Source organism: Roseomonas sp. CAU 1739, from assembly GCF_039839775.1.
GTDB lineage: Bacteria > Pseudomonadota > Alphaproteobacteria > Acetobacterales > Acetobacteraceae > Neoroseomonas.
In genome coordinates this window covers 154,217-168,272 of the sequence record NZ_JBDOQQ010000010.1, presented here as the reverse complement: position 1 = coordinate 168,272, position 14,056 = coordinate 154,217, and the positions used below count along the sequence as shown (strand labels likewise).

Here is a 14,056-nt window from a genome sequence, read left to right as displayed (position 1 = left end):
TTCCACTGGCCGGGCCCGCCGTCGCTGGCTTGCCGTGATGCCCGCCACGGCGCGTCAGAGCCGATCGCGTCCGGCCGGACTCAGCGAGACGATGGTGGTTCGAATGCAAGGTCGGGGCGATGGGCGTGACCGTAGTCAGCCGCAAATGGCTCTATGAATCCGCGCCAGCCGCAGTGCCATCGTCGCCGCGGCCACGACCATCATCGTGCAGGCTGCGCCTCAGCCACGATGCGAAGGCGCGCACCGTGGATCGACCGGCCGCGATCTCGGTCATGACCAGGTGGTACCCGGTGCCGTCATCCATGACGGCGGCGAAGGGGCGGATCAGGCGACCCTCGGCAATGGCCTGGTGCAGCAGCACGCCCCAGGCCACCGCCAGCCCCTGGCCCGCCTCGGCGGCAGCCAGCGCCAGGGCGGTTTCGTCGAAGCGCGGCCCTGACGCGGCCAATGCCGGATCGAGCCCGGCCGCCCGCAGCCAGTTCGTCCAATGTGGTCGCTCGGCGTAATGCAGCAGGGTCTGGCGCGACAGGAACTCCGCCATCGGCAGGCTGCGCGCCTGGGGCGTCCACAGGCGCGGCGCGCAGACCGGGAACATCACCTCCTGCGTGAGGGGTTCGACGACATGGCCGGGCCAGTCGCCATTGCCCATGCGGATGGCGACGTCCACGTCCGATCCATGAAGTTGCACGAAATACCGATGGCTCTCGAGCCGGACATCGATCCAGGGATGATGCCTGACGAAATCGTCGATGCGCGGGGCCAGCACGCGCATGGCGAAGGTGCGCGGCGCGTTGACCACCAGGGTGGTGCGGCTGCGCGGCTGGCCGATGCGCATCAATCCGGTTTCCAACTGGTCGAGGCCGCGACGCACATAGTCGGCCAGCAGGTCGCCGGCTTCGGTCAGGCGCAGCCCGCGCGGCCCGCGCCGGAACAGTGGCTCGCGCAGCCGTTCCTCCAGCGCCTTGATCTGGCGGCTGACCGCGCCCTGGGTGATGCCCAGCTCGGCGGCCGCCCGACCCATGTTCAGGTGGCGCGCCGCCGCGTCGAAGATCCGCAGAGAGGCCAGGGGCAGCCCGGCCACGCCATTACCTGGGCTCATGGCTCGGCACCATAATCCGCTGCTGCACCGGCCGCCAGGGATGCGGGCAGACTGCATCGAACCGCAGGACCAGCATTGCATGACCGACGCCGGCCGTTTCGACCCCGTCACCCTCCAGATCCTCTGGAGCCGGTTGATCTCCATCGCCGACGAGGCCGCCGCGGCGCTGCACCGCACCTCCTTCTCGACCATCGTGCGGGAATCGAACGACTTCGCGACCGTGCTGATGGATGCCGAGGGCGCCAGCCTCGCCGAGAACTCCATCGGCATCCCGAGCTTCGTCGGATTGCTGCCACGCACGCTGAAGCACATGCTGGCCGAGATCCCGAAGGAGGAATTGAAGCCCGGGGACGTGCTGATCACCAACGACCCGTGGATGGCGACGGGACATCTGCTCGACATCACCACGGTATCGCCGGTGTTCCGCGGCGACAGGCTGGTCGGCTTCGCCGGCGCCACCTCTCACATGCCCGACATTGGCGGCGTGCTGTGGTCGGCCGATTGCCAGGAGGTGCTGGAGGAAGGCATCCGCATCCTGCCGACCAAACTATACGATGGCGGGCGCGAGAACCGCGAGTTGACGCGCATGATCCGCGCCAATGTGCGCGTCGCCGATCAGGTGATGGGCGACATCGCCGCGCAGGTCACGGCGCAGTCAGTCTGCGCCAGACGGCTGCTCGAATTCCTGGACGATACCGGGCTTGAGGACCTGACGGAACTGTCCGCGACCCTGCAGGCGCGCGCCGATGCGGCGATGCGCAAGGCGATCAGCGCCCTGCCCGACGGCAGCTGGCACCACGTCATCCACGCCGATGGCTATGAGGATCTGGAAACGCGCATCGCCTGCACCGTGACGGTGAAAGGCGACACGCTGACGGTGGACTACGACGGGACCTCGGCGCAGATCGCGCGCGGGCTGAACAGCGTGATGAACTACACCTATGCGTATTCGGTCTATCCGCTGAAATGTGCGCTCGATCCCGATACGCCGCGCAACGAGGGCAGCTACCGCGCGGTGAGCGTGACGGCGCCGGAAGGGTCGATCCTGAACCCGCGCTATCCGGCCGCGGTGAATGCCCGGCATCTGACGGGGCTGTTCCTGTCCGGCGCCATCTATGGCTGCCTGGCGCAGGTGGTGCCGGAGAAGGTGATCGCGGATAGCGCCTCGCCATCGCCGCGCCCCGTCACCACGGGCCGCGACCGCAAGGGCGAGCGGTTCTCGCAGGTGCTGTTCGGCAGCGGTGGCATGGGTGCCGGCGCGGGGCGCGATGGGCTCAACGCCACCGCCTTCCCCACGAATTCGGGTTCCGGTTCCATCGAGGCCTTCGAATCCTCCACCCCTGTCGTGGTGTGGCGCAAGGACCTGCTGGCCGATAGCGGCGGGGCCGGCGAATGGCGCGGCGGGCTGGGCCAGGAGGTCGAGCTGGAAGTTATGAGCGACGAGCCGGTGCGCCTGTCGCTGATCGCCGACCGCATGAAGCATCCGGCGGGCGGGCTGGCGGGGGGCGAATCTGGTGCGCCGGCTTTGGTGACGTTGCAGGACGGCACGAAGCCGCACCCCAAGGGCCGGTCCATGCTGCAACCCGGCGACCGGCTGCTGATGCATTACGGCGGTGGCGGCGGCTATGGCGATCCGGCGAAGCGCGATCCGGCCGCGCTGGAGCGCGATCTGGAGGACGGGTATGTCACACAGGACGCCGCCCGCCGGCTCTATGGCCAGGGGCGCTGAGATGCGAATTGCGCGCCGCGCCCTGCTGGCGGCCTCCGTCGCGACGCCGGCGGTGGCGCAGGCGCCCAGGCCGATCCGCCTGATCGTCCCCTTCGCGCCCGGCGGCGGTTCGGACACGCTGGCGCGGCTGTTGGCATCGGCCCTGGGCACGGCGCTCGGCACCTCGGTCGTCGTCGAGAACCGTGCCGGTGCCGGCAGCCAGATCGGCGCCGAGGCCGTGATGCGCAGCCCGCCGGACGGCACCACGCTGCTGCTCGGCGACACACCGCTCGTCACCATTCCCGCCTTGCAAGCCGCAGCGGGGCGGCCGGTACCCTTCGAGGCCGCCGTCGATTTCACGCCCATCGCCGCCTTGGCCGCTGCGCCTGCGCTCATCGTGGTGGCGCAGGCGTCGCCCTATCGCGATACGCGCGACCTTCTCGCTGCCGCGCGCGCGCAGCCGGGCGCGATCAACTTCGCCTCGGGCGGCGTGGCCACCAGCACGCATCTGATGATCGAGCTGCTGCAACTGCGCAGCGGCGTGCGCGTGACACATGTCCCCTATCGCGGCACCGGCGCAGCCATCCAGGACCTGTTGTCGGGGCAGGTGCAGGCGATGATCCAGGCCATGGCGACGGCCGCACCGCTGATCACGGGCGGGCAGATGCGTGTCGTCGGCGTGGCGGCCGAACGCCGCATGGCGGACCTGCCGGATGCGCCGACGCTGCGCGAACAGGGGATCGATCTCGTTTCCGCCTTCTGGTGGGGCGCCCTTGGGCCACCGGGCATGCCCGGGCCGCTCGTCGAAGCATTGAGCACCGCGTTGCAGGCGGCGATGGCGTCGGAGGCCGTCGCCTCGCGCCTTCCCGCGCTTGGCCTTGAGCGCCTCGCCCTCGGGCCTGCGGCGTTCCGCGAGATGCTGGCGGCAGAGACGGCCAGGTGGCGCGACGTTGTCCAGACAGCAGGAATCAAGCCTGAATGACTTCTCCTTCCATGCGCATCGGTGTCGATGTCGGCGGCACCTTCACTGATTTCGTCCTGGTGGATGAAGCGCAGTCGCGCGTCCTGACCGGCAAGCGGCTGACCACGCCGGACGATCCCGGCCGCGCCATCCTGGACGGCATCACGCGCCTGCTGGGGGAAGCGGGTGCCGCCATCGCCGATGTCCGCCAGGTGGTCCACGGCACGACGCTGGTCACCAACACCGTCATCGAGCGCAAGGGCGCGCGGATCGGCCTGATCACGACCAGGGGCTTCCGCGACAACCTCGAGATGGGGCGCGAGATGCGCTACGATCTCTATGACCTGGCGCTGGAGAAGCCGGAGCCGCTGGTATCGCGCCCGCGCCGCCATGTCGTGACGGAACGGCTGAGCGCGCAAGGCGACATCCTGCGACCGCTGGACGAAGCCGAGGTCCGCGCCGCCGCGCAGGCGCTGAAGGCGCAGGGCGTCGAGGCGGTCGCCGTCTGCCTGCTGCATTCCTACCTGGATCCCGCGCATGAACGGCGTATCGGCGCGATCCTCGCCGAGGATCTCCCGGGCATCCCTGTCACGCTGTCGAGCGACGTCGCCCCCGAGATCCGCGAATACGAGCGCGCCAACACCGCCTGCGTGAACGCGTATGTGCTGCCGCTGATGGACCGCTATCTCGCGCGGCTGGACCACGAGTTGCATGAGCGCGGCCTGCGCGGGCCGCTGCACCTGATGCTCTCGGCCGGCGGCATCGCGACGGTGCGCCATGCGCGCGCCAACCCGGTGCAGTTGATCGAGAGCGGCCCGGCGGCCGGTGCGACGGCGGCGATGCATGTCGGTGCGGCATGCGGGCTGTCGGAGATGATCTCCTTCGACATGGGCGGCACCACCGCGAAGATGTGCCTGATCGAGGGCGGCGAGGCGGAGCATGCCTCGACCTTCGAGGCCGCGCGGGTGAAGCGCTTCCGCAAGGGGTCCGGCCTGCCGCTGAAGGTGCCGGTGATCGACCTGATCGAGATCGGCGCCGGTGGCGGTTCGATTGCCGCCGTCAATGCGATGGGCCTGCTGACGGTCGGCCCCGAAAGTGCCGGCTCGGTGCCCGGCCCGGTCTGCTATGGGCGCGGCGGTCGGCACCCGACCGTGACGGATGCCGACCTGCTGCTCGGCTACCTCTCGCCCGACTATTTCCTCGGCGGCGAGATGGGGCTGGACCGCGAGGCGGTGGAGAATGCGGTCCGCGACGAGCTCGCCGGTCCGCTGGGGATGTCGGTCGACCAGGTCGCCGCCGGCATCCACGCCGTAGTGAACGAGAACATGGCCGCGGCGACCCGCATGTATATCGCCGAGAAGGGGCGCGATCCGCGCCGCTATGCGCTGCTCGCCTTCGGCGGCGCCGGGCCGGTGCATGCCTATGGTCTGGCGAAGCTGCTGAAGCTGCGGCGCATCGTCGTGCCGGCCGGGGCGGGCGTGGCCTCCGCGCTCGGCTTCCTCGTCGCCGCGCCGGCGATCGACCTGGTGCGCAGTGGTGTCCGGCGTCTCGTCGCGGTCGATTGGGCCGAGGTCGCGCGCCACTATGCGGAGATGGAAGCCGAGGCCCGCGCGTTGCTGATCGAGACGGGGGCCGCGCCCGGCGACGTCACGTTCCGCCAGAGCGCCGACATGCGCTATGTCGGCCAGGGCTTCGACATCGCCGTGCCGCTGCCGGAGACGCTGACGGCGGAGAGCGTCGAGCGCGCCTTCCTCGACGCCTATCAGCGTCTGTTCGACCGCCGCATCGAGGGCCTGCCGATCGAACTTCTCTCCTGGCGCCTGCATGCCAGCGCGAGCCGTCCGGCCGTGCCGGCCACGCTGGGCGCGAGCATCGGCGGCGATGCCTGGAAAGGCGTGCGCGACGTCTGGTTCCCGCAGACCGGGCGCAAGCCTTGCGCAGTCTATGATCGCTATCGCCTGCAGCCCGGCGCGACGCTGCGCGGGCCGGCGGTGGTCGAGGAACGCGAATCCACCACGGTCATCGGGCCCGACTGCGATTTCGGCCTGGATGGCCACGGCAATCTCATCATCGACATCGACGCGGCCGAGGCCGTCTGAGGGGAAGCACCATGGCCAAGAACGCACCCTATGCCTGGATGAACGGCAAGCTCGTCCCCTGGGAACAGGCGACCATGCACATCGCGACCGAATGCGTCCTGCGCGGCGAGAATGTCTTCGAGGGCGAGCGCGCCTATTGGTCCGAGGCCGAGCAGGAGTTGTTCATCTTCCGCCACGCGGAACACGTCGCGCGCCTGCGGCAGGGCGCGCGCATCATGCGCATGACGATCCCCTACAGCGATGCGGAGATCGAGGAGGCATCGATCGCGCTGATCAAGGCCTGCGGCTATCGCGGCCCGGTGCATTTCCGTCCGGTCGCCTATTTCGACCAGGGTGAGCTGACCGACTACCTGCCCTCGGAAATCAAGACGGGGATGTTCATACTCGCCTTCAGCAAGCCTTCGACGAAGTCCATAGAGACCGGGGTAACGACCTGCGTCTCGACCTGGCGGCGCAACTCCGACCTCGCCTCGCCATCGCGCATCAAGTCAGGGGCGAACTACCACAATTCGCGGCTCGCCTACATCGATGCGCGGCTGAACGGCTTCCAGGTGCCGATCCTGCTGAACGCAGCAGGCAAGGTCGCCGAAGGCCCGGGTGCCTGCTTCATGATGATCCGCAAGGGCCGCGTGATCACGCCGCCGGTCACTGCCGACATCCTGGAAAGCATCACGCGCGAGACGCTGATCGAGGCGATCCAGGCCGAACTCGGCATGGAGGTGATCGAGCGCGAGATCGACCGCACCGAATTGTATGTCTGCGACGAAGCCTTCTTCTGCGGCAGCGGGCACGAGGTCACGCCGGTCAACTCGGTGGACCACTATGATGTCGGCGACGGCAAGCCCGGCGCGCTGACCCGCCGCATCCAGAAGCTGTATTTCGACATCGTCTCGGGCGCCGTGCCGCGCTACCGGCACTGGCTCACCCCGGTCTATGGCAACGCCGCGCGCAAGACGGCCGCCGACTGAACGCCAGCATCACAACCACAACAGGAGAGGCGAGTATGACGATGATCACCCCGCGGCGCGCTCTGCTCGCCGCCCTTCCCGCCGCCCTGGCCGCGCCGGGGCTGCGCGCGCAACCCGTCTCGCGCGATGTGCGTTTCGTCGTGGGCTTCGCCGCTGGCGGCAGCGTGGATGCGATGGCGCGCATCGTCGCGCAGGCGCTGGGTCCGCAGCTCGGCCGCAACGTGGTGGTCGAGAATCGCACCGGCGCGGGCGGCTTCATCGGGCTGCAGACGGTGGCGAATGCACCGCCGGATGGACACGTCCTGGCCATCGCCTCCGGCTTCAACCTCTCCGTCTCCCCGGTGCTGCCAGGCATGACCATGCCGATCGACCCGGATACCGAGCTGACACCGATCGGCGGCATGGGTCGCGGCGCGATGGTGCTGGTCGCACGACCCGATGCGCCGTTTTCCGACATGGCGGGCTTCATCGCCTACGCCAAGGCGCAGCGGACCACCTGCGGACATGGCGGCGCGGGGTCGTCGCCGCATCTGATGGCCGCGCGCATGGCGCAGATGGCTGGCATCGACCTGGACTTCGTCGCCTATCGCGGCGGTGCGCCGGCGCTGCTCGACCTCATGGCGAGCCGCATCGACGTGTATTTCGCCCTGCTGCCTGAAGCGCTGCAGCATATTCGCGGTGGCGCGATGAAGGGGCTGGCCGTCGCCACGGCGCGCCCGCACCCGACATTGCCCAATGTGCCCATCATGGCCGCCACCCTGCCGGGCATGGTCGGTGGGTCCTGGTGGGGCGTGGCGGGGCCGAAGGGCCTGTCGCCGGCCTGGGTGTCGTATTGGTCCGACCAGGTGCGCATCGCTACCGCGAAGCCCGAGGTGCGGCAGCGCCTGACGGAATCCCTGATCGACGAATCAGATACTTCGACCGAGGCGTTCAAGGCCGAGATCGCCAGCGAGCGCCGCATCTGGTCCGAGGTCATCCGCGCCGCCAACATCCGCGTGGAAGGCTGACCATGGCCCGCAGCGTCGGCAACCTGGTCGCCGAAAGCCTTCTCGCCCACGGCGCGGATCTGATCTTCTGCGTGCCGGGGGAAAGCTTTCTCGGGCTGACCGATGCGATCACGGACCTGCCGGCGCTGCGCCTGGTCGTCTGCCGCCATGAAGGCGGCGCGTCCTACATGGCGGTGGCCGATGGCCGCATGCGCGGTGGTCGCGCGGGGCTTTGCCTGGTCTCACGCGGACCAGGCGTCGCGAATGCCATGATCGGTCTTCACACCGCCTTTCACGACGCCGTGCCGATGGTGCTGCTGGTGGGCCAGGTGGAACGCCGTGACATGGGTCGCGGCGCCCTGCAGGAACAGAATTACGGTCGGCTGCTGGCGGATACGACCAAGGCGGTGATCGAGGTCGACCTGGCCTCGCAGGCCTCCGAGGCCATCGCGCGGGCCTATCACCTCGCCGAAAGCGGCACGCCGGGTCCGGTCGCCGTGATCCTGCCGGAGGATCTGTTCGACGACGATGCCGGCGCGCTGCCGCTGGCGGCGCCGCGCGCGCGGCCGACCCCGCGCGCCGGCGCCGATCAGGTGGCGGACCTCGCGGCGCGTCTGGCGGCGGCGGAGCGGCCGCTGATCCTCGCCGGCAGCGCCATGGACGGCGCGCCGGACCGCCTGGCCTCCCTGGCGCGCCTGGCCGAGACCTGGATGCTGGCGGTCGCGCCGACCCATCGCTGGCCGCATCTGTTCGACAGCCGGCACCCGCATTGCGCCGGCTATGTCGGCAATCGCGTGCAGCCGAAACTGATGGCGGCGATGAAGGAAGCCGACCTGCTCGTTGCCCTTGGCGAAAGGCTGACGGACGTGGTCAGCCAATCGTACACCTTCCCGGCCGCGCCGGACCCGCAACTGCCGGTCGTGCATGTCTGGCCCGATCCGTCGGAGCTGAATCGCGTCTTCGGCGTGGAACTGCCCATCGTTGCCGACCCGGCCTCGGTCGTCGCCGCGCTGCTGGAACGCGACCCCCCGTCACCGCCGGCCGGGCGGGCGGGCTGGATCGCGCGCCTGCACGGCATTCATCGCGAACTGACCGCACCGTCCTGGGACGCCGCGCCGGACGGGGTGAACTTCGCCGCCGTCTGCATCGCACTCGCGGAACGCATGGCACCCGATGCGGTGTTGTCCACCGATGCGGGCAACTTCACCTCCTTCGTGCATCGCCATGTGCCCTTTGGGCCGCGCAACATCTTCCTCGGCTCGGCGGTGGGCGGCATGGGCCCCGCCGTGCCGATGGCCGTGGCGGCGACGCTGCGCCATCCGGGCCGCCAGGTCATAGCCATTGTCGGCGACGGCGGCGCGCTGATGACCGGCAATGAGATCGCCACCGCCAGGCGGCATGGAACGGCACCGATCATCATTATTGCCGACAACGGCACCTATGGCTCCATCGGGATGCACCACGCGAACCGCTATCCGGGCAGGCCGGTCGCGGCGGCGGCCGACCTGGCCAATCCGGATTTCGCCGTGTGGGCCAACGCATTCGGCGCCGTGGGCCTGGTCATTCGCGAGGAGACCGATATCGGCCCGGTCCTCGGCGAAGCGCTCACGCCGCGCGACGTCCCGACCGTGGTGCATGTGAAGTCGTCGGCCCTGCAGGTCACCGCCTGGCGGCGCCGGGCCGGGGCATAGCGGTCCAGCCTGCAGCGAGAAAGACTGGCCGGTGGCCCGGGCCACCGGCCGTATCGGATCTGCCTCCATGACCTCGGCGGCGCCGCCCGCGCCGCCGGGCGCACCGACGCGGCCGGTGACCGATCCGGCATGCGGGATGGCGCGCGCCGACGGGCTGCGTGGGCGGCAAGCGCCATAGACCATCGGGGGCGTTCTGGATCCGGACGAGGCGCCGCGGCAGCTCGGAAAGCCGGGGATCACCCGCCAATGATCAGCGAAATCGTTGCCACGCTGCACGCCGGCGCCCTCGCGAGCCAGGCGTTCGTCCGCGACAAGCGCGCACCGATCATGCGCCGGCGCGCGGGGTTCGTGCCCGTCGCGTGGCGGTGAACCGGGAAAGACCGCCCTGCGCCAATCTCGCCATGCCGACCGTGACGCACATCGTCAGGAACGCCACCCACGCATACGGCCAGAGCAGCGGCATGCCGAGCAGGATCAGCCCATCATTCCCGCCGGGAACTAGCAACGCGCCCAGGGCCATGACGGCACCGCCGGCGAAGCAGCGTAGCAGTGCCCTCGGCGTCATGCGCGTGCCGCCGGGCCGGCCGGCGATCCACCCGCCCAGGATCGCGCCGGCCAGCAATGCCAGGAACAGCACGCCCCGCGCTGCCGCGCCGCCAGCCATGCCGCGCGCCAGTTCGGCCAGCAGGTCGGTGTAGCTCCACGCCCCGACGAGCAGCAGCGTGATCAGGAAGGTGATGCCGATGACGGTGGTGGCGGCATGCGGCGTCCAGCTGCCTCCGGCATGCCGGGCCAGCCGCCACGCCATCACCGCGACGAGCGGCAGCACGATCCAGGCCGGAGCCTGCAATATCGGCGACCCTTCGGCGAGCGGCACCGGCCCTGGCTGCGGGCCCAATGGCGCAAACGCCAGGCATCCTGCGAGATAGCCGACCGGCGTTGCCAGATAGGCCCATTCGCCGCTGCCCAGCCTCGCGATCGACCCGAAGGCACAGGCCCGGTTGAGCCAGGCACCGAGCCCGAGCAGCACGGCCCCCCCGATCGTCCGTTCCTGCACCGGATACCCCACCGGCATGGTCCCCAGCGCCCCGAGCACCTGCGCGACGACAAGCCCGGCGGCAACCCACGCCGCGGCCTCGACCATCGCGACAAGTCGCCCGGCGGAGCGCCGTTCGAGGATTTCCTCCACGGCCGCGACGGTGCAGGTGGCACCGCGCTGGATGGCGAAGCCCATCATCCCGGCGCAGGCGGTGGCGATCAGGAAGGCGGGGGTGAGCAGGTAGGTGTCCATGTCACGCAGCCGCGCTCCGTTCGACGACGCCGGTCGTATCCTCCTGCTCGACGCTGCGCGTGAATCGGATGTGCGTGATGTCGGTCGCGAAGAACATTCCCCAGGTCCATTCGACGAAGATGCGCAGTTTCCGCCCCGGCGTCGGCATCTGGGACAGGTAGTAGGCACGCCACAGCAACCAGGCCGGCAGGCCGGTGAGGTGGATCCCGAACACCTCCGCCACGCCGTTCATATGGCCGATCGCCGCCATCGCCCCGCGCGGCCGGTAGTGGAACGGGCGAGCCTCCTGCCCGCGCAGCGCCCCAAGCAGGTTGCGGGCGAGCTGCACTGCCTGGCGCACGGCGAACTGCGCGGTCGGGGGCGAGGCCGCGCCGTCGCGCGCATTCACCACCCACGCACAGTCGCCGATGGCCCAGACATCGGACCGGCCGGCCACCTGCATGCCCGGTTCGACCCGGATGCGCCCGCGCTCCATCGGCAGGCCAAGCGACACGGCCAGCGCATTGGGCTGCGTTCCGATGGTACCGATGACCGTGGCGGCCTCGATCACCTCCCCGTCGGACAGGACCACGCCATCGCCCCGTATCGCCCCCGCGGTGGCGCCGAGCCGGACGTCCACACCGTCGGCAACGAGCATCCGCTGCGCCGCTGCGCCCAGGGATTCCGGCAGTTCTGGCAACAGGCGCGGCAGGTTCTGCACGAGGGCAACCGAAAGCGCCTGCGTCGCCGCACCGGGATAGTAGCGGGCGATGCCCTTCAGGCAGTCGGCCAGGGCACCAGCGACCTCGACGCCCGAGAAGCCACCGCCGATCACGACGAAGCGGCCCAGGCGCCGCTGGAGCGCGGGATCGGTCTCGAGTTCGATCTGTGCCAGGCGACGCAGCACGACATTGCGGATGTGCAGCGCGTCGCCCACGGTCTTCAGCGGCAGGGCGTGCTCGGCCATGCCGGGCACCAGGTCGCGCCGCGCACGATTGCCGAGCGCGAGGACCAGGTGGTCAAAGGCGAAGCCGCGGTCGCCGGCGAGGGTCGCGCAGGTGACCTGCCGATGCATGAGGTCGATGGCCGACACGCGCCCCATCACGAAGCGCCCGCGCCGCCCGATGCCCATGATCTGGCGCAACGGTGCCACCACCTGCTCGGGGAAGATCGAGGCGCCCACCACTTCCGGGAGCATCGGGTTGTAGGTGGTGTAGCTTTCCTCGCTGATCAGCAGGACTTCCCAGCCGGGCGGCAGTCGCCTGGCAAGGATGCTGGCCGTGGTGGAGCCGGCGAAGCCGCCGCCGATGATCACGATGCGCTGCATGGGCGTCGTCCTCACCCCTCGCTGATGATGGTGCCGGCTTCCGTCTCGTGCAGGATGAAGCCCTCGATCGGATCGAATTGATGCGTCCAGGGCTGCTGGTCGAGCACCCGGATGGTGTCGGCGTAGCCGGCCTCCCAGCGCTCTCGGATGCCGCGGGCGCTGAAGTCGATGTCCTTCGTCTGGTCCTCCCCCAGCAGCGCGGGTGCCTGCAACCGCACCACATGCATCCGCGTCAGGCAGCCATAGGCCGCGAGGCGCCTGATCTCGGGGTTGCTCCGATCCGCCTCAGGCAACCGGGCGGCCAGTTCGGCGATGATGTGGCGCAGGCGGTGGATCTGCTTCTGGCGCTGGATCTGCGAGGCGGCGCGGCTGGCGTATTGCACGTCCTTCTGGCGCGCCATGACCGTGGCCATGTCGTCGGGCTCGGCGCCTTCCGCATGCCAGATGTTGACCGTGAAGACGAGGCCGCTGCGGCGCGGATTGTCGTCGAACACCGCCTCGACCGGGGTGTTCGAGAGGATGCCGCCATCCCAGTAGAGCTCGCCGTCGATGCGCACCGCCGGGAAGGCCGGCGGCAGCGCGCCCGATGCCATGACGTGGCGGATCGAGACCGGCGCCTCGCGGCTGTCGAAATAGCGCATCTCGGCGGTGCGGACGCTGGCCGCGCCCACCGTCAGCCGCGTCGCGCCACCAGCGAGGACATCGCCATCGATCAGGTCCGCCAGCGTCCTCTCGAGCGGTCTCGTCGAATAGTAGCCCGCCGCCTCGGGTGCCAGCTTCAGGCCGAAGGCCGCCCATGGATTGGGTTTGAAGAAGGCGGGCAGGCCGCCCAGGACGGTCATCGCATTCGCCGCCATGATGCCCCAGCCGGGCACCTGGCAGAACGCCTCGGCGACAGCGTCGCGCTGCATCCGCGACCAGAATTCCCGCAGCCGGGGCAGGCGTTCGCCGGGTCGGTTGCCGGCGATGATGCCGGCATTGATGGCGCCGATCGAGGTACCGATCACCCAGTCCGGCTCGATCCCCGCTTCGTCGAGCGCCTGGTACACGCCGGCCTGGTACGCGCCGAGCGCGCCGCCGCCCTGCAACACCAGGACGATCTGGCCAAGGTGGGTGCGATCGATCACCGCATGTGTCGTGGCGCTGGGCGTCGTGCTCATTCGCAGGGCATCCTTCGACCGGGAGCGACCACCACCACCGACCGCTCCGGCGGCGCCATGGAATGTGTGATCGCGCTATCTTCTTCGTCAGCGACGCCGCGATGGTTTCGCGGAGACGGCGGAACAGCTCTGGCTTTCGGGTGCCTCTCTATGCCGCCGCATCGAGGCGCTCGCGCAGCGTGCGCACGCCGCGCCAGCAGGCGATCTTCAATGAGCCGATCGACAGGCCCGAATGCCGGCTCGCCTCGGTCAGCGACAGTTCCTCGAACCGTGTCAGCGTCAATGCCGTGCGCTGCGCGGCGGGCAGCGTATCGACCAGGGCGCGCAGTTGCGCTGCCATCACCTTGCCCGGGCCGGCATCGTGCCGGGACGGCGCGGCAATGCTGTCCTCCGCGTCCGAGATCGGCAATTCGCCCCGTGCATGGCGCTGGCGCCAACGGATGCGGTCGACGCAGCGGCGCTCGCAGATCACCCGGAGCCAGGGGCGCAGGGGGCGGCCGGGCTCATAGGTGTGGCGCAGCTGGTGGATCGTCAGCAGCGTGTCCTGCACCGCCTCCTCGACATCGGCCGCATTGCTGAGCCGTCGCCGCGCCGTCGCGCGCAACAGCGGCAGCATCTCCCGCAGCAGGCGGTCATAGGCCCGGACGTCGCCAGCCTGCGCCGCCGCCATCATCGCCTCCCAGTCGCCAGGCGCTGCGGCGCCGCGGCTTTGGCGGGCAGTTTCGGGCTGATGGTGCATGACACCCTCCTCGACCTAGTCCGGCGAGACGCCGGAACGTGGTCGAAG

General features: G+C 69.8%; 11 protein-coding genes. 6 read left to right on the top strand and 5 right to left on the bottom strand.

The annotated features are described in order from the left end of the window. Positions 1-151: 151 nt before the first annotated feature. Positions 152-1,099, bottom strand: a complete 948-nt coding sequence (locus AAFN86_RS17455) for a LysR substrate-binding domain-containing protein (RefSeq protein ID WP_347544651.1) — start codon at positions 1,097-1,099, stop codon at positions 152-154. Positions 1,100-1,178: 79 nt separating this feature from the next. On the opposite strand from AAFN86_RS17455, the gene AAFN86_RS17450 reads away from it, so the two are divergent. From AAFN86_RS17450 to AAFN86_RS17425, 6 genes are read left to right on the top strand one after another with little or no spacing between them, the layout of a single operon-like run. Further along, entirely contained in the window at positions 1,179-2,828 is a 1,650-nt protein-coding gene (locus tag AAFN86_RS17450) for a hydantoinase B/oxoprolinase family protein (protein ID WP_347544650.1), read from the top strand. A 1-nt stretch (position 2,829) separates the two neighbouring features. Next, entirely contained in the window at positions 2,830-3,789 is a 960-nt protein-coding gene (locus AAFN86_RS17445) for a tripartite tricarboxylate transporter substrate binding protein (RefSeq protein ID WP_347544648.1), read from the top strand. Further along, positions 3,786-5,867 carry a hydantoinase/oxoprolinase family protein gene (locus AAFN86_RS17440; RefSeq protein ID WP_347544647.1) on the top strand — a complete coding sequence of 694 codons (2,082 nt, stop codon included), beginning with the start codon at positions 3,786-3,788 and terminating at the stop codon, positions 5,865-5,867. Before AAFN86_RS17445 ends, AAFN86_RS17440 begins: the two co-directional genes overlap by 4 nt. A gap of 11 nt (positions 5,868-5,878) precedes the next feature. After that, positions 5,879-6,835, top strand: a complete 957-nt coding sequence (locus AAFN86_RS17435; RefSeq protein WP_347544645.1) for a branched-chain amino acid transaminase — start codon at positions 5,879-5,881, stop codon at positions 6,833-6,835. A 35-nt stretch (positions 6,836-6,870) separates the two neighbouring features. Then, positions 6,871-7,842, top strand: coding sequence for a tripartite tricarboxylate transporter substrate binding protein (locus AAFN86_RS17430; RefSeq protein ID WP_347544644.1), 972 nt, complete (start codon positions 6,871-6,873; stop codon positions 7,840-7,842). Between the two features lie 2 nt (positions 7,843-7,844). Further along, entirely contained in the window at positions 7,845-9,512 is a 1,668-nt protein-coding gene (locus AAFN86_RS17425) for a thiamine pyrophosphate-dependent enzyme (protein WP_347544643.1), read from the top strand. Positions 9,513-9,837: 325 nt separating this feature from the next. On the opposite strand, the gene AAFN86_RS17420 is transcribed toward AAFN86_RS17425, so the two are convergent. The 4 genes from AAFN86_RS17420 to AAFN86_RS17405 all read right to left on the bottom strand — a co-directional run bounded on the left by AAFN86_RS17420 (position 9,838) and on the right by AAFN86_RS17405 (position 14,008). Further along, on the bottom strand, positions 9,838-10,803 hold the full coding sequence (locus tag AAFN86_RS17420) for a YeeE/YedE thiosulfate transporter family protein (RefSeq protein ID WP_347544642.1): 966 nt from the start codon (positions 10,801-10,803) through the stop codon (positions 9,838-9,840). Position 10,804: 1 nt separating this feature from the next. Then, entirely contained in the window at positions 10,805-12,109 is a 1,305-nt protein-coding gene (locus AAFN86_RS17415; protein ID WP_347544640.1) for an NAD(P)/FAD-dependent oxidoreductase, read from the bottom strand. Between the two features lie 11 nt (positions 12,110-12,120). After that, positions 12,121-13,269 (bottom strand): patatin-like phospholipase family protein, encoded by a 1,149-nt coding sequence (locus AAFN86_RS17410; RefSeq protein ID WP_347544639.1) that lies wholly within the window; start codon positions 13,267-13,269, stop codon positions 12,121-12,123. A 148-nt stretch (positions 13,270-13,417) separates the two neighbouring features. Then, complete coding sequence (locus AAFN86_RS17405; protein ID WP_347544638.1) at positions 13,418-14,008, bottom strand: sigma-70 family RNA polymerase sigma factor; 591 nt, start codon at positions 14,006-14,008, stop codon at positions 13,418-13,420. Positions 14,009-14,056 lie beyond the last annotated feature (48 nt).